This is a genomic window from Pseudonocardia halophobica (assembly GCF_027922425.1).
GTDB classification, from domain to species: Bacteria; Actinomycetota; Actinomycetes; order Mycobacteriales; family Pseudonocardiaceae; genus Pseudonocardia; species Pseudonocardia halophobica.
Window position 1 is genome coordinate 93,522 of the sequence record NZ_BSFQ01000006.1, and the last position, 22,298, is coordinate 115,819.

The window sequence follows — 22,298 nt, forward strand, 5'->3', positions numbered from 1 at the left end:
GATGAGGGTCCTGGCCGCGCTCTCCGGCGGCGTCGACTCCTCGGTCGCCGCGGCGCGGGCGGTCGCCGCCGGGCACGAGGTCGTCGGCGTCCACCTCGCGCTCTCCCGCACCCGGGACGCGCTGCGCTCCGGCTCCCGCGGCTGTTGCTCGCGCGAGGACGCCGCCGACGCCGCGCGGGTCGCCGACGTGCTCGGCATCCCGTACTACGTCTGGGACCTGTCCGAGGAGTTCGCCGAGGACGTCGTCGAGGACTTCGTGGCGAGCTACGCCGCCGGCGAGACGCCCAACCCCTGCCTGCGCTGCAACGAGAAGATCAAGTTCGCGGCGGTGCTGGACCGGGCGCTCGCGCTGGGGTTCGACGCCGTGTGCACCGGCCACTACGCGCGCCTCGAGGGCGGTGTCCTGCGCCGGGCGACCGACGCGGGCAAGGACCAGTCCTACGTGCTCGCCGTCCTGCGCGCCGACCAGCTCGCGCACGCGATGTTCCCGGTCGGCGACACCGCGAAGCCCGCGATCCGCGAGGAGGCCGCGCGGCTCGGGCTGCGCACCGCGGCGAAGCCGGACAGCCACGACATCTGCTTCATCCCGGACGGCGACACCCGCGGCTTCCTGCGCGAGCGCCTCGGCGAGCGGCCCGGCGAGATCGTCGACGCGGCGACCGGCGAGGTCCTCGGCGCGCACGCGGGCGTGCACGGCTTCACCGTCGGGCAGCGCAAGGGCCTCGGCGTCGACCGGCCCGCCGCCGACGGCCGCCCCCGGTACGTCCTCGGGATCGAGCCGGTCAGCGGCACCGTGACCGTCGGGCCGGAGGCGGCGCTGAGCGTCCGGACCGTGGAGGCCCGGCGTCCGGTGTGGTGCTCGGGCACCGCACCCGGCGGCCCGTTCGCCTGCACCGTCCAGGTCCGCGCGCACGGCGGCACCGCGTCCGCCGAGGCCACCCCGGTCGGCGACGGCGTGCGGGTCGAGCTCGGCGAACCGCTGCGCGGGGTCGCGCCCGGACAGGCCATCGCCTTCTACCGGGACGACCCGGCGGGCGCGGTCGTGCTCGGTTCCGCCACCATCACCGCCGCCGCATAGCGCTCAGCTCACCGACACCTCCGCGACCATGCCCCGCATGAGGTGCGGTGGCCCCTCGCCGTTGCCGAGCGGGCAGAGGACGAGGTAGCGCCCCGCGGGCAGGTCGACCAGCATCCCGCCCTGCTCGCCCGGGCCCGCCGTCGCGGCGCCGGGGACCACGTCGACCTGCTGCGCCAGCAGCTCCGGTGGCGTGGTGAGGACCTGCGCCACGGTCACCGCCTGGTCCTTCGGCCGCACGATCAGCACCGCGTGGTAGAGGTTCGCCGTCGACCGGTTCACCAGCCGGACCGCCGTCGGCCCGGGACGCAGCGTCGCCGGGACGCCGTCGAGGCGGTACTCCGTGGCCGTGACCTGCACCTGCTGGTAGCCGCAGTGCTCGTAGGCCCACGTCTCGTACTCGTTGACGCTCTGCGCGACGACGGGAGCGTCCGCCGGGGCCGCCGTCCCGGTGGTCGCGGCCGACTGCAGGACACCCTGCAGCGCGGTGAGCGTCGGGCGCAGGTCCGGGGGCGCCGTCGCGACGGCGGAGTCCAGCAACGGCAGGATCTGACCGGCCCACGCCCGCACGGCGGCCGGGTCCGAGGTCCCCGGATCACCCGCGGGCGGCGGGACGGCGTCGATCTTCAGCAGGTTGGTGCAGGTCGTGTCGAGGGGTGCGGGGGCGGCCGCGGCGGCCTCCGCGGCGCCCGCGGCCGGGGCCGGACCGGTCGCGCAGGCGGCCGCCCCACCGACCAGGGCGACGGCGGCCGCCGCCGCCCCCAGCAGCCGTCTCGTCCGGATGCCCGTCCATGAGCCCATGCGGTCCCCCAACCCTGAGCGGCGCTCGTGCGGTGGCGAGCATGGGCGCGCGGCGGGGTGCCCGGGCAGGGCCTGAGGACCCCGGTCCGTACGCAGTTCCGGCACGGCCCGCGCAACCGGGCCCGGCGCGGCACGTCGCCAGCCGCAGTGTGAGACTCGGACCCGTGAGCACGCCCGACGATCCGCTGGCCGCCCTCCTCGCCGCCGCCGGCCTGGGCGAGGAGAAGCCCGAACCCGAGGACGACCCGTTGGCCGCGGCCCTCGCCGCGGCCGGCCTGGGCGACGTCGAGCCCGGGGACACGGTGGCCCCCGAGCCGCGCATCCAGGTGAGCGCGGCCCCGGAGGAGCCCGAGGAGGAGGGCCCGAAGGAACGCTGGCCCGCGGGCGCGGCGAGCGGCGTCGGCTCCCTGCCGGGCACCGACCCGCGCGAGGCCGCCGAGCTCGTCGCGGGCGAGTTGCCACTGCTCCCGCACCTGCCCGAGCTGCCCGCGCGCGGTGTCGGCGCGGATCCCGTCGGCCGGGCGGCGGGGCTGCTCGTCGACCTGGCGGTGGAGGTCGTCCCGACGGCGTGGCGGGTCACCGCGCGCCCGGGCAAGGACCACCGCCGCGCCGTCGACCTGCTGCGCTCGGACCTCGACGCCCTCGACGAGGCCTGCGACCGGACCCGGCCGGACTGGGTGAAGGTGCAGGTCGTGGGCCCGTGGACGCTCGCGGCGGCGGTCGAGCTGGCGAGCGGGCACCGGGTGCTCACCGATCACGGGGCCGTGCGGGAGTTCGCGGTGAGCCTCACCGAGGGGCTGCGCGCGCACGTCGCGGAGGTGGTGGCGCGGACCGGCGCCCACGTCGTCGTGCAGCTCGACGAGCCGCGGCTCGCCGCGGTCCTCGCCGGGTCGCTGCCCACGGCGTCGGGCTACGGCACGGTGCGCGCGGTAGCCGAGCCGGACGCCCAGGACACCCTGCGGGACATGATCTCCGCACTGCGGGTGCCGGTCACGGTGCGGGTGCCCGGTGACCGCCCGCCGCTGCGGCTGCTGCGCGACATCGGCGCCGCGGGGCTCGCCATCGACGGCACCCGGCCGTCGATCTCCGGCGACACCGCGGTGCCCGCGGCGCTCGACGCCGTCGGCGAGGTGTGGGACGCCGGCCTGCCGCTCTTCCTCGGCCTGGTCCCGGTGCGCGACCCGGGCGAGCCGCTGGAGACCGCCACCCTGGCCCGCCGGGCCTTCGACCTGGCCGACCGGCTCGGCTTCGACCGGGCGCGGCTGGCCGAGCTGGCCGTCCCGACCCCGGCCGCCGGCCTGGCCCGCGCGACCCCGGCCTGGGCCCGCCGGGCGATGGAGCTCAGCCGGGACCTCGGCAAGGCGTTCGCGGACCCCGACGAACTGCCGAGCACCGAGCAGACCGGCCGCTGACCCCCGAACGAACGGCGCTCCCGCTCATTCCTGGTGAGCGAGAGCGCCGTTCGTCTCGTCGGGGTCAGGACGCGTGCGCGGCGACCGGGGCGTCGGAGGTCTCGTAGAGGTCCCGGCGGAACCGCTCCTTGATCGTCGCGACGGCGACGAACGTGACCGCCGCACCCGCGATGATGTAGAGCGACACCGACCACGAGGCGCCGGTCGCGGCCAGCAGCGCCGCCATGATGAACGGGGCGAGCCCGCCCGCGAACACCGACGCGAACTGGTAGCCGAGCGAGGCGCCCGAGTACCGGACGTCGGCCGGGAACATCTCGGCGTACAGCGTGGCCTGCGGGCCGTACATGGTGGCGTGGATCGTGAAGCCGATCAGCAGGGCCAGGAAGACCAGCGGCACGGAGCCGGTGTTCACCAGCCAGAACATCGGGAAGGCGAACAGCGCCATCAGCACGGTGCCGGTCAGGTACAGCTTCTTGCGGGTGCCCATGCGGTCGGTGAGCGCGCCGAAGAAGGGCATCGTGACGACCTGGGTCAGCCCGGCGGCCATCACGCACCACAGGATCGCGGTGCGGGACATGCCGACGGTCTTGGTCGCGTAGTCGAGCATGCCGCTGATGAGGATGTAGAAGGTCGCGTTGACCACGAAGAACGCGCCCGCGGCCTGCAGGATCTCCCGCCAGTACCGGCGGACCGCCTGGACCAGCGGCGCCTTGCGCAGCCCGGCCTCGCGCTTCGACTCCGCCGAGCGGTGCTGCAGCTCGCGGAAGACGGGGGTGTCCTCGATCTTCAGCTGCACGTAGATGCCGATCAGCACCAGCAGCAGGCCGGACAGGAACGGGACCCGCCAGCCCCAGGCGTCGAACTGCTCGGGGGTGAGGACCGCGGTGAGGATGAGGAAGAAGACGTTGCCGGCGACGGCGCCGAAGATCGCGCCGGTCTGCACGAGGCTGCCGTAGAAGCCGCGGCGCTCCACCGGAGCGTGCTCGGTGAGCAGCAGCGCGGCGCCGCCCCACTGGGCGCCGACGCCCAGGCCCTGCACCAGGCGCGCGACGACGAGCAGGACCGGCGCCCACACGCCGATGGTCGCGTAGCCGGGCAGCACGCCGATCGCCGTGGTCGCGATGCCCATGACCAGCATCGCGACGACGAGCGGGGGCTTGCGGCCGAACCGGTCGCCCACGTGCCCGGCGATGATGCCGCCGAGCGGCCGCGCCACGAAGCCGACGGCGAAGGTCGCGAACGAGGCGAGCGTGCCGGCGACCGGGCTGACCGAGGGGAAGAACTGGTGGCCGAGCACGAGCGCGGCGGCCGTCGCGTAGATCAGGAAGTCGAACCACTCGAGCGTGGTGGCGAAGACCGCGGCCGCGGCGAGCCTTCCCATGCGCGGGGGAGCGGTGTGCTCCGTCCGGTCGAGCTTGTCGGGGGACATGTCGGCAACCTCCGCCACGGTGCGGCTGCGTCGCCCGCGGGGTGCGGACGGCGGTACGAACGATCGTTCTTACCGTAACCGCGGTGTCCCCTGTCGACAAGGGGTGGGGGTCAGGCCCGGGGGAGCGGGGCCTCGAGCAGGGCCAACGCGTACCGGGCGTGCTGCTCGGCGAGCTGGCCGCGGGAGAGCCGGCCGTCCGGCCGGTACCAGGTGGCGACGGCGTTGACCATCGACAGGATCGCGCGGGCTGCGTCGGCGGCGTGCGGCGTGCGGAACTCCCCACCGGCCACGCCCTGCTCCACGATGTCGGCGAAGATCGCCTGCGTGCGGTCGCGGTCGGCGACCAGCCGCGCCCGGTCCTCGCCCTGCAGGTAACGCACCTCGGCGGTGGAGACCAGCATCGCGAGCTGCTGGTCCACCACGAACCCGACGTATGCGCGCACCGCCTCGCGCATGCGGGACGTGGCGTCGTCGCCCGCGTCGGCGACCGCACGGCGGACCCGCGCCTCGAGCTCGGCGTTGGCGTGCCGCAGCACCTCGGCGAGCAGGCGCGACTTCGAGGGGAAGTAGTTGTAGAGGTTCGACAGGCTGGTGGCGGCGCCCTTCGCGACCTCGCGCATCGAGGCCCCGTTGAACCCCTGCGCGCCGAACGCGGCCAGTGCGGCGTTGAGGATCGCGGCCTCGTTCCCGCGCCCAGTGTCGGCGACCAGCAGCGCCGGGGAACGATCGTTCATGTCGCCAGGCTAATGCAGCCCCGGCGCTTGACGACGGGTGCGGCAGGGTGGTTTCGTCGAATGCGTAAGAACGTTCGTTCGTACACCGCCGTCGACGAGAGGGGGCCGCGTGCCGACCGAGCAGGTCCTGCGACCCGACACCCGGACCGGGCCCGGCCGCCGGTTCGAGGAGTTCACGGTCGGGGAGCGCTTCACGAGTGCGCCCCGGACCGTCACGGCCGAGGACCTCGCGGACTTCACCCGGCTCTCCGGTGACGACCACCCGCTGCACGCGGGCCCGGACGGCATCCTGCAGGGCCCGTTCGGCCTCGCCGTCGCGATGGGCCTGCTGCAGTCCCTCGGTCTGCACGGCTCGGCGATCCGCGGGCTGCTCGACACGCACTGGAGCTACCGGCTCCCGCTGCGCGTCGGCGACACGGTGCACCTGGAGATGACGGTCGTGCGCTGCCGGCGCACCCGCAAGGGCGACCGCGGAGTGGTCACCCGGCACATGCGGTTGGTCGACGAGCAGGGGCGCACCGTGCAGGAGGGGACCACCTCCGCGTTGGTCGACGCCGCGGGCCCGGGCCCCGAGCCGGTCGGCCGCGCCTTCGGCACCGTCGCGTGGGGCGAGGCGCTCGTCGCGGCGCTGGCGCCGGAGTTCGCCGAGTCGCTGGCCACCTGGGACGGGGCGATCGGGCTGCGCGCCGGCGAGCACGAGGTCTGCCTGCGGGTCTACCGCGGCAGGGTCATCGAGGTGGCCTCCCGCGCGGCGCTGGGCCCCACGTTCACCGTCGAGGCGGACGAGCTCACCTGGACCGAGCTGGTCACCGCCCCGGCCAACGAGTTCACCCGCTTCGCCATGTCCGGCCGGTTCGGGATGCGGGGCAATGGCTACGAGTACCTGCGCCTGACGAAGGCCCTGCACCTGATCGTCGACGCGGCCCGGGGGATCGCATGAGGTACATCGGGATCGGCGGCGCGCTGGCGTTCGTCGAGGAGCACGGGGCGGGCGGGCAGGACGGGGCCGGCACGCCGGTGCTCTGCCTGCACACCGCGGGGCAGAGCGGGGTGCAGTGGCGCCACGTCGCGCCGGCGCTGGCCGCCCGCGGTTTCCGGGTCGTGGTGCCGGACCTGCCCGGCCACGGCCGGTCCGAGCCCGCGCCGGGTGGCCCGGTCACCGACCTCGGCGACTACGCCGCCTGGTGCCTCGAGCTGATCGACGCGCTGGGGCTGGAGCGCCCGTACGTCGTCGGCTGCTCGATCGGCGGGAAGATCACCCTCGACCTGGCCGCGCGCGCGTCGGACCGGCTCGCGGGCGTGGTGGCGATGGCGGCGAACGCCTGGACCGGCGGCACGCCCTCGGAGCGGGGGCTGCGCCGCGAGCTGGCCGACGTCGCCGCCCCGAGCCGGACGGACCGGACCCACCTGGGGACGCTCGCCGTCGTCGGGCGGTCGGTGCCGGCCGAGCGGGCCGAGCTGATCGCGACCATGCACCGCCGCGAGGACCCGGCGGTCTCGAACTCGGACCTGATCGGCTGGACCACGCACGACCTGCGCGAGCGCCTCGGCGGGGTGAGCTGCCCGGCGCACCTGGTCGTCGGCGCCGACGACCTGTGGGTCCCGGCCGCCGGCACGGCCGCGGCGGCCGCGCTGATCCCCGGCGCGCGGTGCACGGTGCTCGACGGGATCGGGCACTATCCGATGGAGGAGATCGAGGGCTTCGACGGCGTGCTCGCGGGCTGGCTGGCGGAGCTCGGGAGCGAGGTGGCGGCATGAGCGAGGTCGCGAGCGGGACGGACGAGGAGCGCGAGCCGCTCGTCGCGCCGCATCACGTGTCCGCCCTCCCGGCGCCCGGCCCGGTGCCGCGGGACCTCCCCGACCTGCTCGGCCGCATCGCCGCGCGGGACCCGGACGCGGTCGTCGTGCTGGACAAGGGCCCGGCGGGCGAGCGGATCCCGGTCACCCGCGGCGAGCTGTGGCGCCGCACCGGCGCGCTCGCCGAGGAGCTGCGCACCCGCGGGATCGGCGCCGGCGACTGCGTCGCCGTGTGGATGCCCAACTGGAGCGACGCGCTGGCCTGGCAGTTCGCCGTCGCCGCGCGCGGGGCGCACGTCATCGGGATCAACACCCGGTACAACGTCGAGGAGGTCCGGCACGTCCTCGACCGCGCCCGCCCGAAGCTCGTCGCCCTGGCCCACGACTTCCACGGCCTCGACCTGCTCGCCCGGCTGAAGGAGGCGATCGGCGACGGGCCCGCCCCGCCGGTCGCCGTCGTCGCCGGACCGGGCCGGGAGGCGCCGGACCCGGCGGTCGCCGACGTCGGCGGGGGCGCGTGGGTGCCCACCCTGGCGGACGGCTCGATCGACGGCACGGTGCCCGGGTCGGACCCGGCGGACCTCGCCGTGGCGTTCACGACCTCCGGCTCGACGGGCATGCCGAAGCTCGCCGCGCACTCGGCGACCGGCGTGCTCACCCACGCGGCCGCCGACGCCGCCACGATCGGGATCACCGAGGGCGAGCACGTGCTCTGCGCGCTCCCGCTGTCCGGTGTGTTCGGCTACCAGACCGCGATGGCCGCGCTGGCCGCCGGCGGGGTCTGTGTCTTCGCCCCGGTCTTCTCGGCCGACGCGGTGCTCGACGACATGGAGTCCCTGCGCGTCACCCACGTCGTCGGCGGCGACGACCTGGTGCTGCGGCTCGCCGACGCCTGGCGGAAGGGCCGGCGGGACCTGTCGGCCTGGCGCTGGTGGGGCGTGGCGGACTTCCAGGGCCGCTCCCGCGAGCTCGCCGTGTGGGCGCGGGACGAGTTCGGCACGCTGACCTCGGGCGTCTACGGCTCGTCGGAGCTGTTCGCGCTCACCTCCCACTGGCCGCACGACGAGCCGGAGCCGGCCCGCTGGGTCGGCGGCGGCCGCGTCGTCCACCCCGGGATCGAGGTGCGGGTGGCCGACCCGGTCACCGAGGAGGTGCTCGCCCCCGGGCACGAGGGCGAGCTGCAGTTCCGCGGGCCCAACGTGGTCGACGCCTACCTGGGCGCCGAGGTCCCCGACGCGTTCACCCGGGACGGCTGGTTCCACTCCGGGGACCTCGGCACGATCGTCGACGACGGGGTGTTCGCCTACGTCTGCCGGATGGGCGACGCCCTGCGCCTGCACGGTTTCCTGGTCGACCCCGCGGAGATCGAGGTGCGGCTGGCCGCGCACCCGGACGTGCACACCGCGAAGGTCGTCGGGGTGCCGGACGCGTCCGGGGCCACGGTCGCGATCGGCTTCGTGGTGCCCGAGGAGGACCGCGCGCCGGACCCGACCGCGCTCCGGGCCTGGTGCGCCGAGGGGCTGGCCAAGTTCAAGGTGCCCGAGACGGTGCACGTCATCGAGGCGATGCCGACCACCTCGGGCACCAACGGCACCAAGATCCGCGCCGCCGCGCTGCGGGAGTGGGCCGCCGCCGCACGGTGAGCGCGCCCGCTCACCCGGGAAGTGTCGGTGGGGCCTACTAACCTGCCACCCGTGAGCCCGGACAGCCCACCCACCAGCACCGTTCCCGACGACGCGCGGGAGCGGCACGCCGCCCTGGCCACCGAGGTCGCGGACCACCAGTTCCGGTACTACGTGCTCGATGCGCCCGTGGTCTCGGACGGCCAGTTCGACGAGCTGTGGCGCGCGCTGATCGCGCTGGAGGAGGAGTTCCCCGAGCTCCGCACGCCGGACTCGCCCACCCAGAAGGTCGGCGGGAGGTTCTCCACCGAGTTCACGGCGTACGACCACCTCGAGCGCATGCTCAGCCTGGACAACGCGTTCAGCGAGGAGGACCTGCGCTCCTGGGCGGAGCGCACCGTCCGCGAGGTCGGGTCGGACCTGCACTACCTGTGCGAGCTGAAGATCGACGGGCTCGCGGTGAACCTGCTGTACGAGAACGGGGTGCTCACGCGCGCGCTCACCCGGGGGGACGGGCGCACGGGCGAGGACATCACGCTCAACATGCGCACCCTCGAGGAGGTGCCCGAGAAGCTCACCGGCACCGAGGAGTTCCCGGTGCCCGAGCTCGTCGAGGTGCGCGGCGAGGTGTACTTCCGGCTCGAGGACTTCCAGCGGCTCAACGCCGCGCTGGTCGAGGCGGGCAAGCCGCCCTTCGCGAACCCGCGCAACACCGCGGCCGGCTCGCTGCGGCAGAAGGACCCGCGGGTCACCGCGTCGCGCAACCTCCGGCTGATCTGCCACGGGCTGGGCAAGCGCACGGGCTTCACCCCGGTCACGCAGTCGCACTCCTACGAGGCGCTGCAGGCGTGGGGGCTGCCGGTCTCCACCCGCACCACCGTCTTCACCTCGATCGACGAGGTGGTGGCGCACGTCGCGTACTGGGGCGAGCACCGGCACGACATCGAGCACGAGATCGACGGCGTGGTCGTGAAGGTCGACGAGGTGGCCCTGCAGCGCCGCCTCGGCGCCACCTCCCGCGCGCCGCGCTGGGCGATCGCCTACAAGTACCCGCCGGAGGAGGCCTTCACCAGGCTCCTCGACATCCAGGTCAACGTCGGGCGCACCGGGCGGGTCACCCCGTTCGCGGTCATGGAGCCGGTGCTGGTCGCGGGGTCCACGGTCTCGATGGCCACGCTGCACAACGAGGACGAGGTGCGCCGCAAGGGCGTGCTGATCGGCGACCGCGTGGTCATCCGCAAGGCGGGCGACGTGATCCCCGAGGTGCTGGGCCCGGTCACGGACGTGCGCACCGGCGAGGAGCGGGCGTTCGTCATGCCCACGCACTGCCCGGAGTGCGGGACCGAGCTGGTGCGGCAGAAGGCGGGGGACGTCGACCAGCGCTGCCCCAACGCCCGGTCCTGTCCCGCGCAGCTGCGCGAGCGGCTGTTCCACGTGGCCGGCCGCGGGTCGTTCGACATCGAGGGCCTGGGCTACGAGGCCGCCACGGCGCTGCTGAAGTCCGGCGTGGTGCACGACGAAGGGGACGTGTTCGCCCTCACCGAGGAGGACCTGCTGCAGGTCGACCTCTTCCGCACCAAGGCGGGTGCGCTGTCGGCGAACGGTCGCAAGCTGCTGCAGAACCTGGAGGCGGCCAAGGACCGGCCGCTGTGGCGGGTGCTCGTCGGCCTGTCGATCCGGCACGTCGGGCCCACCGCCGCGCAGGCGCTGGCCCGCGAGTTCCACTCGATGGACGCGATCGAGCAGGCCGCGGCCACGGCCTGGGAGGAGACCGAGAAGGCCGGGGTGGAGATCACCTCGGACGGGTCCGCGGCCGAGGAGCCGGACGGTGAGGCGGCCCCGGACGCCGAGGCCGCCCCGAACACCGGGGCAACCGACGCGTCGGCGGAGGACAGCGACCCCGAGGCGCTCGCCGCCGAGGCGGAGCGGGCGCAGAAGGCCGCCACGCGCGCCCAGGCGAAGGCGGTCGCGGCCGCGCTGGCGCCGATCGCGGGCGTCGAGGGCGTGGGCCCCACGATCGCCGCCGCGGTGCGGGACTGGTTCACCGTCGACTGGCACCGCGAGGTCGTCGCGAAGTGGCGGGCCGCGGGCGTGCAGATGGTCGACGAGGTCGACGAGACCGTCCCGCGCACCCTGGAGGGCCTGTCGATCGTCATCACCGGCTCGATGGAGAACTTCTCCCGGGACGAGGCCAAGGAGGCGATCATGGCCCGCGGTGGCCGGGCCGCCGGGTCGGTGTCGAAGAAGACGGCGTTCCTCGTGGCGGGGGACGCCCCCGGCTCCAAGTACGACAAGGCCGTCGAGCTCGGCGTCCCGGTGCTCGACGAGGAGGGCTTCCGCATCCTGCTGGACCGCGGCCCGGACGAGGCCACCCGACACGCCGCAGCCGCATCGGGATCGTGACACGCGTCAGCACTTGGAGGGATCTCCCGGCCCGGTCGCGCGGACCCGCGCGAGGGGCCCACTAGGCTCGCGGCTTCCGCTCCCCGCACGGGCCTGACCGGTCGTCGCGCCGTCCGGTGCCTCCGTGGGTGCGGCGCGGAATCGTTGCGGAGACGGAGGAGGCAGGGTGCTGCAGGCGGTTCTGAACGGTTCGCGTCCGGAGGACGCGCACCCGGCGCTGCCCGTCCTCGCCCGGCACCTCGCGCGGGACGCCCGCGCGGTCGCCCGCCTCGGCGTCGGCTCCGTGCACGTCCACCCGCGCGACCCGCTCGGCCACGAGACGATCGACCCGGTGCACGTGGGCGACGCGGTCGCGCTCATCCGCCAGGAGGCGCCCGGCGTCGAGATCGGCGTGACCACCGGCCGGTGGATCCAGCCGGACCCGAACCTGCGCATCGAGGCCGTCCTGAGCTGGGGCCGGCTCGGCCTCGGCAAGCCGGACGTCTGCTCGGTCAACGTGCACGAGAAGGGCTGGGTCGAGGTCTGCAAGGCGGCGGCGTCGGTGGGCATCGGCGTCGAGCTCGGCGTGTGGACCAGCGGCGACGCCGTCACGCTGCGGCAGAGCGGGGTCCCGCCGCGCACCGTGCGCGTGCTCGCCGAGTCGACCGTGGTGTCGGACCCGGAGACCGCGGTCGCCGAGGCCGTCCGGATCGTGCGCGCGCTCGGCCAGCTGCCCGTGCCGGTGCTGCTGCACGGCGAGGAGGACGGCGCCTGGCCGGTGCTGGAGTACGCGCTGCGGATGGGCGTCGACACCCGCATCGGCTTCGAGGACGTCCTGGTCCGGCCGGACGGCTGGCTCGCCACGGGCAACGACGACCTCGTCCGCGCCGCCCTCGCCATCCGCGTCTGAGGTCCGTCCGAGCGACGCACGAACGACGGGGAAATCCCGGGAGTTCCCGCTCGGAGCGATCGTCACGCCCGCCCGTCGAGCTTGTTGGTTGGGCAACAGAAAACGGCCGCACGCCGTGGTTGTGGTCGTGGTCGTGACCGATCCGTGATCCCTACCGTTGACGTCATGAGCTCCGCAAGCCGGTTTCGGGACAGCCGCGTGGCCCGGCGTGTCCGGGCCGCCGCCGGGCTGCTGATCACGCCCCTGGTGCCCGACGACGTGTTGGGCACGCTGAACCCGATGTGGTCGCGGTCCGCACCGCGCGCCCGCGTGGTGCGGGTGGTCCGCGAGACCCCCGACACCACCACGCTCGTGCTGCGCCCGGGCACGCCGTTCGCGCGGCACCTGCCCGGTCAGTACCTCGGGATCGGACTGCGGATCGACGGCGTCTGGCACTGGCGGACCTACTCGGTCACCTCGCGACCCGGCGACCCGCTGCTGTCCGTCGCCGTCACCGCGGTGCCCGGCGGGGTCCTGTCCGGCCGGCTCGCGCACGGCACGCCGGTGGGCAGCGTCGTCGGGCTGGGCCCGGCGGCGGGGGAGTTCACGCTCCCGGAGCCCACCCCGGAGAAGCTGCTGTTCGTCACCGCGGGCAGCGGCATCACGCCGGTGATGGGGATGCTGCGCTCGCTCGACCCGGCCGCGCTGTCCGGCGCGGTCCTGGTGCACTGCGACCGCACGCCCGGCGACGTCGTGTTCGGCCCGGAGCTGCGCGCGCTGGCCGCGCGCACCGGGCTGCGGCTCGTCGAGCGGCACACCGCTGGGGAGGGCCGGCTCACTCCGGACTCCCTCGCCGACGAGGTGCCGGACTGGGCCGTCCGCGAGACCTGGGCCTGCGGGCCCGCCGGTCTGCTGGACACCCTCGCCGAGCACTGGGAGCGGGCGGGCGACCCCGAGCTGCTGCACGTCGAGCGGTTCGCACCCAGGCGCGTCGGGAGCGCGGACGGTACCGGTGGCCGGATCACGTTCGCCACCAGCGGTCTCGTGGCCGACGCCGAGCCCGACACCCCCGTCCTGCTGGCCGGCGAGGCCGCCGGCGCCCTGCTGCCCAACGGCTGCCGCATGGGCATCTGCCACACCTGCGTCGGGAAGCTGCAGGCCGGCGCGGTCCGCGACCTGCAGTCCGGCGAGCTGATCGACTCCGCCGACCAGCCCGGCCGCCCCGTCCGCACCTGCGTCTCCGCTCCCACCGGCGACATCACCCTCGACCTGTAGACCCGTGCGCGCCGACCGCCCCCGGAGCGGCCGCACCACCCTCACCGAGCTGGAGAGACACCGCATGTTTCGTCGCGACCCCCGCGCCACCGCCGGGACCGCCACCGAGAACGTCTCCGCCGCCGCGCACCTCACCGACGAGCAGGTCGAGGCGCTCGGCGCGGAGCTCGACGCGATCCGCGAGGAGGTCGTGGCCTCCCGCGGCGAACGCGACGCCCGCTACATCCACGCCGTGATCCGCGCCCAGCGCGGGCTGGAGTTCGGGGGCCGCGGCCTGCTGCTCTTCTCGAAGTTCCCGCCGGCCTGGATCGCCGGGACCGCGGCGCTGTCCGTCGCGAAGATCCTCGAGAACATGGAGCTCGGGCACAACATCCTGCACGGCCAGTGGGACTGGATGCGGGACCCGAAGATCCACTCGACGACCTGGGACTGGGACCACGTCGACCCGGCCGAGTTCTGGAAGCGCTCGCACAACTACGAGCACCACACCTTCACCAACATCCGCGGCAAGGACCGCGACCTCGGCTACACGGTCATGCGGATCACGCCGGAGGAGGAGTGGCGGCCGCAGCACCTGTTGCAGCCGCTCACGAACGTCGGCCTGTCGCTGATCTTCGAGTACGGCATCGCGCTGTACGACATCGAGACCGACAAGATCAAGAGCGGCGAGAAGACCTGGGCCGAGGCGCGGCCGCAGATCGCCGCGACCCTGCGGAAGATCGGCAAGCAGGCGGCGAAGGACTACGTGCTGTTCCCGCTGCTGTCCGGGCCGTCGGCGCTGTCGACGCTCGTCGCGAACTTCACCGCCAACACCGTGCGCAACGTCTGGTCCCACGCGGTGATCTTCTGCGGGCACTTCCCGGACGGCACCGAGACGTTCGAGGAGGAGCGGCTCGAGGGCGAGACCCAGGGCCAGTGGTACATCCGCCAGATGCTCGGCTCGGCGAACCTGACCGGCAGCAAGGCGATGCACCTCATGACCGGCAACCTGTCGCACCAGATCGAGCACCACCTCTTCCCCGACCTGCCCAGCAACCGCTACGCCGAGATCGCGCCGAAGGTCCGCGAGATCTGCGAGCGCTACGGCCTGCCGTACAACGCGGGGCCACTGCCGACGCAGTACGCGAAGGTCTGGCGCAAGATCATCCGGCTGGCCTTCCCCGGCGGGCACGAGCGCTACGGCGCCCCGAAGCCCACGCCCCGCAGCCGCATCGGCCGCGCCGTCCGCCGCGCCGCCCCGGCCCGCCTCGCCGCCTGACTTCGCACTGAGGAGCCATAACGCGATTTCCGGCCCCGATCTCACGCATTATGGTTCCATAACGCGGATCGGAGGCCGGAATTGGCGCGTTATGGTTCCATAATGCGTCAGGGTTTCGCGTCGAGGGCGCGCAGGCCGACTGTGAGCTCGAGGCGCTGGGCGGGATCGTCCAGCGCCTCGCCGTAGATCTCCCGCAGGCTGGTGAGGCGGTAGCGCACCGTCTGCGGGTGCACGTGCAGGGCCGCGGCCGCGGTGCTGACGTCCCCGTGGGCGTCGAGCCACGCCCGCAGCGTCTCCAGCGCCCGCGCCGCCGCGCCCGAGGGCATGTCCTGCAGCGGCCCGGTGACCCGGTCCCGCAGGTCGGCGGCGAGATCGGGAGCGCCGACGAGCAGCAGCTCGACGAGGTGCGTGTCGGCCCGCAGGAGCGGGTCGCCGTCCCGGGCGAGCAGCCCCGCCGCGTGCGCCGGCCACGCGGAGCGCGCCCGCGCCGCCGAGCGGTGCGCCTCGGCCGCCGGCACCACCGGGCCCAGCACCGCGGACCGGTCCCGCAGGGCGGCGCGCACCACCTCGTCGAGCCCGTCCCGCACCGCGGGCACGAACGCGATCCCGGCCGGGTCGAGGTCCGCGGCCACCGCGCCCGGTATCCGGGCGGCGACCTCCACGGCGTCGTCGACGACGAGCGCCGCCAGCCGGGCGGGCACGGTCCAGCCCGCCGCGGTCGCCAGCTTCTCGATCTCCGCCGGCTCGACCGGCGGCCGCGCGACCAGGGCCTCGACCAGGACGTTGCGCCGGGTCTGCAGGGAGCCGGCCTGCATGGCCTCCTCCTGCGCCCACCCGGCGACCGACGCCGCCGAGATCTGCTCGACGTACGAGAACAGCGCCTCGGCCAGCGCGAAGATGACGTCGGGCGGCAGGGCCCGGGCGACCGGGCTCTCGCCGACCGCCCGCCAGACCGTGCGCGTGCCGACCTGGTAGGCGCTCTGCAGCGCGGCCAGCGTGCGGCCCTCGCGGTGCTCGACGCGCCCCAGCTCGGCGTAGATCCGGGTGTCCGGCAGCTCCGTGTCCGAGCCCAGCAGCCCGACGAACTGGTCCAGCGCCACCGAGACGCCCTGGGTGATCCGGTTGCCGAAGTTGCCCTTCAGCGGCCGCGCGTACTCCGCGACCTGCGCCCGGACCTCCGCGATGATCTCGTCCGTGGCGCCCACGACGTACGGGCGCAGCGCCTTCCCGGCCGTCGACGGGACGCGCGCCCAGGGCCGGTCCACGGCGGTCAGGACCCGAGGACCGTCGCGACGATGCCGGCGAGGTGGGTCAGCCGCGCCAGCTCCGACGGCCGGAACGCCGGCCCGCCCGGACGCCCGACGACCAGCGCCTTCGCGGGCAGCGAGCTGCCGAACGGCGCGGCGGCCAGCTCGGTGTCGAGCGCGCTCCACGGCTCGGGCACCCAGTGCACCTCGGGGTCGACGATCATCGCCTTGTCCAGCGGCAGCCACGGCAGGTCGCCCGCCCGCGTCTCCGGCGCGGCCGAGGAGTCGGCCAGCCGGTAGGAGCGGCCCTCCTCGCGCACGGCGACGATCGCCCAGCCCGCGCGGAACAGCCGCGGGACCTCCTCCGCGAGCCGGGCCAGCCCGTGCTCGGGGTCGGACGCGATCGCGTCGACCAGCTCGAGCTCGCGGTGGGTGTCCAGGCGCCCGCTGTAGGGCCGCACGGACTCCACCTGCACCCCGGGCACCGACTCGGCCGCGGTGATCAGGACGTCCGGCGGGCGCCCCGACGGCAGCTCGACGGCCAGGTCGTCGACCGCCTGCCCGTCCGTCCGCTCGACGACGTCGACGCCCAGGATGTCCGCCCCGGCGTCGCCGAGGGCCGTGGCGACGGCGCCCAGGATGCCCGGTTTGTCCGGCAGGACCACCCGGAGCAGGAACGACACTCCGCCACGCCTCCCTCTGACCGACCGCACGACACGGCGGCGCCCACCCGCCGCGGCCGGGGGCGTCGCCGTGGGTCGATCCTGCCAAACCCGCGGCGGCCGGGGACAGGCGCAGGGGGTTGACAGCGCGGGCGAAACCCGTCGGCGGACCGTCGGTGGGCGCGAATAGACTCGGACGGGCCGGGCCGCCCGAGCCCGCGGGCGCGAGTGACCAGGTCGCGTCCACCCCCAGAGCCCAACGCCGAAGGAACCCTCATGTCCCCCGACTCCGGGGCCATCTCCCGGGACGAGGTCGCGCACCTCGCCCGGCTGGCCCGGCTGGCCGTCACGGACGCCGAGCTCGACGTCTTCGCCGGCCAGCTCGACGTCATCCTCGGCGCCGTCGCCCGCGTGGGCGAGGTGGCGGCGGACGACATCCCGCCGACGTCGCACGCCGTGCCGCTGCAGAACGTCTTCCGGCCGGACGTCCGGCGCCCCGGGCTGAGCCAGGAGCAGGCGCTCGCGGGCGCCCCCGCCGCCGAGGAGGGCCGCTTCCGCGTGCCCCGGATCCTGGGGGAGGAGCAGTGAGCGAGCTCATCCGGCTGACGGCGTCCGAGCTGGCGTCGAAGATCCACTCCGGGGAGGTCTCGGCCGTCGAGGCCGCGCAGGCCCATCTGGACCGGATCGCCGAGGTCGACGGCGAGGTCCACGCGTTCCTGCACGTCGGGGCCGAGGCCGCGCTGGCCAACGCCGCGCTGGTCGACGAGGCGGTGCAGGCCGGCACCGCGCCCGCGTCCCCGCTGGCCGGCGTGCCGCTGGCGCTCAAGGACGTGTTCACCACCACGGACATGCCCACGACCTGCGGCTCGCGGATCCTCGAGGGCTGGCGCCCGCCGTACGACGCCACCCTCACCGCGAGGCTGCGCGCCGCCGGGATCACGATCCTGGGCAAGACCAACATGGACGAGTTCGCGATGGGCTCGTCCACCGAGCACTCGGCGTACGGGCCCACCCGCAACCCGTGGGACCTCTCCCGGATCCCCGGCGGGTCCGGCGGCGGGTCCGCGGCCGCGCTGGCCGCGTTCGAGGCGCCGCTCGCGATCGGCACCGACACCGGCGGCTCGATCCGCCAGCCCGCCGCCGTCACCGGCACCGTGGGCGTCAAGCCGACCTACGGCGGCGTGTCCCGCTACGGCCTCGTGGCCTGCGCGTCCTCGCTCGACCAGGGCGGCCCGTGCGCCCGCACGGTGCTCGACGCCGCGTTGCTGCACGAGGTCGTCGCGGGCCACGACCCGCTCGACTCCACCTCGATCGACGCGCCGGTCCCGGCCGTCGTCGAGGCCGCGCGGATCGGCGCGCAGGGCGACCTGTCCGGCGTGCGGGTCGGCGTGGTCCGCGAGCTGGGCGGCGAGGGCTACCAGCCCGGCGTGCGGGCGTCGTTCGACGCGGCGCTGCGCCGGTTGGAGAAGCTCGGCGCCGAGGTCGTCGAGGTGTCCTGCCCGCACTTCGAGTACGGGCTGGCGGCGTACTACCTGATCCTGCCGAGCGAGGTGTCGTCGAACCTCGCCCGGTTCGACGCCATGCGCTACGGCCTGCGCGTCGACAAGGGCGCCTCCGCCGAGGAGGTCATGGCCGCGACCCGCGAGGCCGGGTTCGGCCCCGAGGTCAAGCGCCGGATCATCCTGGGCACGTACGCGCTGTCGTCGGGCTACTACGACGCCTACTACGGGCAGGCGCAGAAGGTCCGCACGCTGATCAGCCGGGACTTCGCTGCCGCGTTCGAGCAGGCGGACGTGCTGGTCAGCCCCACCGCGCCGACCACGGCCTTCCCGATCGGCGAGAAGGTCGACGACCCGCTGGCGATGTACCTCAACGACCTCGCCACCATCCCGACCAACCTCGCCGGTGTCGCCGGCATGTCGGTGCCGTCGGGCCTGGCGGAGGAGGACGGCCTGCCGGTCGGCCTGCAGATCATGGCGCCCGCGCTGGGCGAGGCCGTGATGTACCGCGTCGGCGCCGCCTTCGAGGCCGCGCGCGACGCCGACGAGGGCGGGCCGCTGATCGCCCGCGTGCCGGAGGTCGCGAAGTGACAACCACCGCTCCCGCGCTGGTCGACTACGACGACGTCGTGGCCCGCTACGAGCCCACGCTCGGGCTCGAGGTGCACGTCGAGCTGTCCACCAGCACGAAGATGTTCTGCGGCTGCCCGACCGACTTCGGCGCCGAGCCCAACACCCAGGTCTGCCCGACCTGCCTGGGCCTGCCCGGCTCGCTGCCCGTGGTCAACCAGGCGGCGGTCGAGGCCGCGATCCGGATCGGGCTGGCGCTCAACTGCTCGATCGCGCCGTGGGGCCGGTTCGCGCGGAAGAACTACTTCTACCCGGACATGCCCAAGAACTTCCAGACCTCGCAGTACGACGAGCCGATCGCGGTCGACGGCTGGATGGACGTCACGCTGGAGGACGGCGAGGTCGTGCGCGTGGGCATCGAGCGCGCGCACATGGAGGAGGACACCGGCAAGTCGCTGCACGTCGGCGGCGCGGCGGGCCGGATCCACGGCGCGGAGTACTCGCTGCTCGACTACAACCGGGCCGGTGTGCCGCTGATCGAGATCGTCACGAAGATGATCCCGGGCACGGGCGAGCGGGCGCCGGAGGTGGCGCGCGCGTACGTCACGCAGCTGCGGGACCTGATCAAGTCCCTCGGCGTCTCGGACGTCCGGATGGACCAGGGCTCCATGCGGTGCGACGTGAACCTGTCGCTCTCGCCCACGGGCTCCGGCGTGCTCGGCACCCGCACCGAGACCAAGAACGTCAACTCGCTGCGGTCGGTCGAGCGGGCCGTCCGGCACGAGATGCAGCGGCAGGCCGGCGTGCTCGACGGCGGCGGCGCGATCGTCCAGGAGACCCGGCACTTCGAGGAGCAGTCCGGCACCACCCGGCCGGGCCGCCGCAAGGAGACCTCGGAGGACTACCGGTACTTCCCGGAGCCCGACCTCGTGCCGATCGCGCCGAGCGCCGAGTGGGTCGAGGAGCTGCGCGGCACGCTGCCCGAGCTGCCCTGGGAGCACCGCAAGCGCATCCAGGAGGCCTGGGGCCTGTCGGACGAGGAGCTGCGGGACCTGGTCAACGCCGGGGCGCTCGAGCTCATCGAGGCCACCGTCGCCGCGGGCGCGCCCGCCGGCGAGGCCCGCTCGTGGTGGGTCGCGTACCTGGCGCAGCAGGCCAACACCCGCGGCGTCGAGCTGGCCGAGCTGCCGATCACTCCGGCCCAGGTCGCCCGCGTGATCGCGCTGGTCGGTGCCGGCGACCTCAACAACAAGCTGGCCCGCCAGGTGGTCGACGGCGTGCTGGCCGGTGAGGGCGAGCCGGACGAGGTCGTGGAGTCGCGCGGCCTCAAGGTCGTGTCGGACGACGGCGCCCTCATCGCCGCCGTCGACGAGGCCCTCGCGGCCCAGCCGGACGTCGTCGAGAAGATCAAGGGCGGCAAGGTCCAGGCCGCCGGCGCGATCGTCGGCGCGGTCATGAAGGCCACCAAGGGCCAGGCCGACGCCAAGCGCGTGCGCGAGCTGATCATCGAACGCTGCAGCTGAGCCCGCACACCGGGTCCACCACGGCGCCCGCGTCCCCGCTCGGGACGCGGGCGCCGCGGTGTAGGGAAGTCCCGTCAGCCCTGCAGTGCGACGAGGAAGGCCCTCAGGTCCGCCGGCCCCTGCGTCGCGATCGCGTGGACGCGACGGAGGTCGAGCGCGGCGTAGGCGTGCACCAGGAGGTTCCGGAAGCCCGCCGCCCTGGCGAGCCGGTCCGCGAGCTCCGCATCGATCGTCCCGGCGTCGCGGAGGATCCTGAAGGCGGCCGCGTACGTCTCGGGATTCCCGAGGCCCCGCCGCACACAGGTCGCCACCGCCAGATCGATCACGACCTGCACGGCCTGCCACAGGTGCAGCACCACCGTGTCGGTCGCGGACGACATCGGGGTGAGGGCGTCGGGGTCGGCGGGCAGGTGCGCGGCGACCCGGTCCAGGTGACGGACGACCGCGGCCGAGCGCTCGGCGAGTAGCTGCTCGTCGTCCGTCACCGGGCGCCGGCCCGCAGGTCGGCGAGGAGCCCCGCCTGGGCTGCGCGGATGACCGGGCCCGCGTCGCACCAGTAGATCGTGGCGTCGACACGGAACCGCTCGACGACCCCCGGGGTGCGCTCGACCAGGGTGATTCCGTCCCGAGCCGCGCGGTAGCGGAGCAGCGCGCTCGCACGACCCAGGTCCACGACGTCCACCGCCTCGGTCCCGAGCGTGTCGACGAGCAGGGTGACCAGCGACGCGAGATCGGCGCCGTCCGACGAGAGGACGCCGAGGTCCCAGTCGGAGTCCTGGCGGTGGTCGCTGCGCGCCCGCGAGCCGTGCAGGACGAGCGCATCCACAGCGGGGAAGTCGCGCAGCACGGCTCCTCGCACCGCCCCCGCCAGCTCCTCCGGGCTCATGGTGCGCAGCGTACCGACGATCCGTCCGCGCCGGATCTTCGCGCGGTCAGGCGCGGGAGGCCCCGCCGCCGCTGGGGGGCTGGATGCGGATGACGCGGTCGTCGCTGGCCACCGGCCTGCCGCCCGACTTGTTGACCGTGCCCAGCCAGAGCAGGCCGTCGGTGCCGAGCGTGGCGGCGGCGAGGCGGCCGTAGACGTTGGCGAGGAGGGTCTCGGGGGCGCCGGAGAAGCTGCCGTCGTCGGCGGGGCGGAGCACCGAGAGCGCCGCGCCGCCGGTCAGCGCGACGGCGACGACCCCCGGCTGCGCCATGCAGCCCGCGACTCCCGGGCGGTCCGGCCAGGTCCACGCGGCGGGACCGAGCGGGCCGGGCGCGACCCGGTAGAGCACGTCGCGCGACGCCGCCCGGTCGGTGACCCACACCGACTCGTTGGAGGAGTCCGTGCAGATCCCACCCGGCTGGCTCAGACCCGTGCTCAGGACCGGCGAGCCCGGGTTCGGGTTGGCCGCGGCCGGGCGGCCGAGGGTGTCGATCCGCAGCACCTTGCCGTTGAGCGCGGCGGGGGCCGGCGCCGGGTCGCCGGCGTTGCCGGTGGCGACGAGCAGCGTGTTGCCGGCGTCCGTGCCGAGCGCGCCGCCGTTGCCCGACGGCCCCTTCGGGATCCCGGTCAGCACCGGCTTGGGCGGCTCGTTCGGCGCGAGCCGGAGCACCCGGTTGTCCTCCGGCGTGGTCGCGTAGGCGTAGACGAGCTGGTCCTCCTGGTAGGTGGGGGAGAGCACCAGCCCGGTCAGCCCGCCGCCGCCGGCCGCGTCGACCGGGACGGTGGTGATCAGCACCGGGTCCTTCCCGCGCTCGACCCGCAGCACCCGCCCGGTCGCGCGCTCGCCCACCAGGGCCGACACGCCGTTGGGCAGCACCGCGAGCGCCCCGACGGGGTCCAGGCAGGTGGCGACGACCTGGGGGTCCGGGTCGTCGCAGCCCGCGGGCGTCTGCGGGGCGCCGGGATCGGCCGAGTCCCCGTTCTCGTCGCCCTGCTCGCCCCCGGGCGCCTCCTGCACGGACGGCGGCCCGCCCAGCTCGCCCTGTCCCTCGGTCTTCTCCTGCCAGTCCCGCGGGCCCTGGTCCGGGAAGGTCGCGCAGCCCGCGAGCAGCGCGAGCAGGCCGATCAGGGCGACCAGCGCGAGCCGCAGGCGGGGAGGGCGGTGGCGCACGTGATCAGGCTAGGCGCGGTGAGGTGA

General features: G+C 74.7%; 20 protein-coding genes. 12 read left to right on the plus strand and 8 right to left on the minus strand.

The features are described from left to right. Position 1 precedes the first annotated feature (1 nt). Positions 2-1,078 carry a tRNA 2-thiouridine(34) synthase MnmA gene (mnmA, locus tag PKE99_RS10020; RefSeq protein ID WP_037044843.1) on the plus strand — a complete coding sequence of 359 codons (1,077 nt, stop codon included), beginning with the start codon at positions 2-4 and terminating at the stop codon, positions 1,076-1,078. A 3-nt stretch (positions 1,079-1,081) separates the two neighbouring features. On the opposite strand, the gene PKE99_RS10025 is transcribed toward mnmA, so the two are convergent. After that, positions 1,082-1,876, minus strand: a complete 795-nt coding sequence (locus PKE99_RS10025) for a cupredoxin domain-containing protein (RefSeq protein ID WP_037044844.1) — start codon at positions 1,874-1,876, stop codon at positions 1,082-1,084. Between the two features lie 164 nt (positions 1,877-2,040). Here PKE99_RS10025 and PKE99_RS10030 point away from each other — a divergent pair, with 164 nt between their 5' ends. Further along, entirely contained in the window at positions 2,041-3,288 is a 1,248-nt protein-coding gene (locus tag PKE99_RS10030) for a uroporphyrinogen decarboxylase/cobalamine-independent methonine synthase family protein (protein ID WP_425566536.1), read from the plus strand. A 64-nt stretch (positions 3,289-3,352) separates the two neighbouring features. On the opposite strand, the gene PKE99_RS10035 is transcribed toward PKE99_RS10030, so the two are convergent. Beyond that, on the minus strand, positions 3,353-4,717 hold the full coding sequence (locus PKE99_RS10035) for an MFS transporter (protein WP_037044846.1): 1,365 nt from the start codon (positions 4,715-4,717) through the stop codon (positions 3,353-3,355). A 110-nt stretch (positions 4,718-4,827) separates the two neighbouring features. Next, on the minus strand, positions 4,828-5,451 hold the full coding sequence (locus tag PKE99_RS10040) for a TetR/AcrR family transcriptional regulator (RefSeq protein ID WP_051737293.1): 624 nt from the start codon (positions 5,449-5,451) through the stop codon (positions 4,828-4,830). A gap of 109 nt (positions 5,452-5,560) precedes the next feature. Here PKE99_RS10040 and PKE99_RS10045 point away from each other — a divergent pair, with 109 nt between their 5' ends. The 7 genes from PKE99_RS10045 (at position 5,561) to PKE99_RS10075 (ending at position 14,674) form a co-directional block, all read left to right on the plus strand. Next, positions 5,561-6,391: a MaoC/PaaZ C-terminal domain-containing protein gene (locus PKE99_RS10045; protein ID WP_051737294.1), complete on the plus strand. Its 831-nt coding sequence runs from the start codon at positions 5,561-5,563 to the stop codon at positions 6,389-6,391. Beyond that, entirely contained in the window at positions 6,388-7,209 is an 822-nt protein-coding gene (locus PKE99_RS10050; protein ID WP_037044848.1) for an alpha/beta fold hydrolase, read from the plus strand. The genes PKE99_RS10045 and PKE99_RS10050 overlap by 4 nt, the downstream gene beginning before the upstream one ends. After that, on the plus strand, positions 7,206-8,891 hold the full coding sequence (locus tag PKE99_RS10055) for an AMP-binding protein (protein WP_081924056.1): 1,686 nt from the start codon (positions 7,206-7,208) through the stop codon (positions 8,889-8,891). Before PKE99_RS10050 ends, PKE99_RS10055 begins: the two co-directional genes overlap by 4 nt. Positions 8,892-8,942: 51 nt before the next feature. Continuing rightward, a complete protein-coding gene (gene ligA / locus PKE99_RS10060) occupies positions 8,943-11,273 on the plus strand; it encodes an NAD-dependent DNA ligase LigA (RefSeq protein WP_051737295.1) in 2,331 nt (776 codons plus the stop codon). Positions 11,274-11,439: 166 nt separating this feature from the next. Continuing rightward, positions 11,440-12,162, plus strand: a complete 723-nt coding sequence (locus tag PKE99_RS10065; RefSeq protein ID WP_037044851.1) for a 3-keto-5-aminohexanoate cleavage protein — start codon at positions 11,440-11,442, stop codon at positions 12,160-12,162. Positions 12,163-12,327: 165 nt separating this feature from the next. After that, the gene (locus PKE99_RS10070; RefSeq protein WP_051737296.1) at positions 12,328-13,416 is read left to right on the plus strand and encodes a ferredoxin reductase; all 1,089 of its coding nucleotides are present in this window, start codon (positions 12,328-12,330) and stop codon (positions 13,414-13,416) included. A 64-nt stretch (positions 13,417-13,480) separates the two neighbouring features. Further along, positions 13,481-14,674 carry a fatty acid desaturase family protein gene (locus tag PKE99_RS10075; protein ID WP_051737331.1) on the plus strand — a complete coding sequence of 398 codons (1,194 nt, stop codon included), beginning with the start codon at positions 13,481-13,483 and terminating at the stop codon, positions 14,672-14,674. A gap of 107 nt (positions 14,675-14,781) precedes the next feature. Here the strand turns inward: PKE99_RS10075 and PKE99_RS10080 are convergent, their stop codons facing one another. Together PKE99_RS10080 and PKE99_RS10085 are read right to left on the minus strand one after the other, a co-directional pair. Further along, complete coding sequence (locus PKE99_RS10080) at positions 14,782-15,939, minus strand: PucR family transcriptional regulator (protein ID WP_051737297.1); 1,158 nt, start codon at positions 15,937-15,939, stop codon at positions 14,782-14,784. 5 nt (positions 15,940-15,944) lie between these two features. Then, positions 15,945-16,604, minus strand: coding sequence for an ACT domain-containing protein (locus tag PKE99_RS10085; RefSeq protein ID WP_037044857.1), 660 nt, complete (start codon positions 16,602-16,604; stop codon positions 15,945-15,947). 255 nt (positions 16,605-16,859) lie between these two features. On the opposite strand from PKE99_RS10085, the gene gatC reads away from it, so the two are divergent. Genes gatC through gatB form a run of 3 tightly spaced genes read left to right on the plus strand, consistent with a single transcriptional unit; the run spans position 16,860 to position 20,175 of the window. Further along, positions 16,860-17,171: an Asp-tRNA(Asn)/Glu-tRNA(Gln) amidotransferase subunit GatC gene (gene gatC, locus PKE99_RS10090; protein ID WP_037044859.1), complete on the plus strand. Its 312-nt coding sequence runs from the start codon at positions 16,860-16,862 to the stop codon at positions 17,169-17,171. Next, a complete protein-coding gene (gene gatA / locus PKE99_RS10095; RefSeq protein WP_037044862.1) occupies positions 17,168-18,673 on the plus strand; it encodes an Asp-tRNA(Asn)/Glu-tRNA(Gln) amidotransferase subunit GatA in 1,506 nt (501 codons plus the stop codon). The genes gatC and gatA overlap by 4 nt, the downstream gene beginning before the upstream one ends. After that, positions 18,670-20,175, plus strand: a complete 1,506-nt coding sequence (gene gatB, locus PKE99_RS10100) for an Asp-tRNA(Asn)/Glu-tRNA(Gln) amidotransferase subunit GatB (protein WP_081924057.1) — start codon at positions 18,670-18,672, stop codon at positions 20,173-20,175. The genes gatA and gatB overlap by 4 nt, the downstream gene beginning before the upstream one ends. Before the next feature lie 74 nt (positions 20,176-20,249). Here gatB and hepT read toward each other — a convergent pair whose 3' ends face one another. The 3 genes from hepT to PKE99_RS10115 are packed head-to-tail and all read right to left on the minus strand — an operon-like array spanning position 20,250 to position 22,271. Then, the gene (gene hepT, locus PKE99_RS10105) at positions 20,250-20,660 is read right to left on the minus strand and encodes a type VII toxin-antitoxin system HepT family RNase toxin (RefSeq protein WP_051737298.1); all 411 of its coding nucleotides are present in this window, start codon (positions 20,658-20,660) and stop codon (positions 20,250-20,252) included. Continuing rightward, positions 20,657-21,061 carry a type VII toxin-antitoxin system MntA family adenylyltransferase antitoxin gene (gene mntA, locus PKE99_RS10110; protein ID WP_051737299.1) on the minus strand — a complete coding sequence of 135 codons (405 nt, stop codon included), beginning with the start codon at positions 21,059-21,061 and terminating at the stop codon, positions 20,657-20,659. The genes hepT and mntA overlap by 4 nt, the downstream gene beginning before the upstream one ends. Before the next feature lie 46 nt (positions 21,062-21,107). Continuing rightward, positions 21,108-22,271 carry a PQQ-dependent sugar dehydrogenase gene (locus PKE99_RS10115; protein WP_063739734.1) on the minus strand — a complete coding sequence of 388 codons (1,164 nt, stop codon included), beginning with the start codon at positions 22,269-22,271 and terminating at the stop codon, positions 21,108-21,110. Between the last annotated feature and the right edge of the window lie 27 nt (positions 22,272-22,298).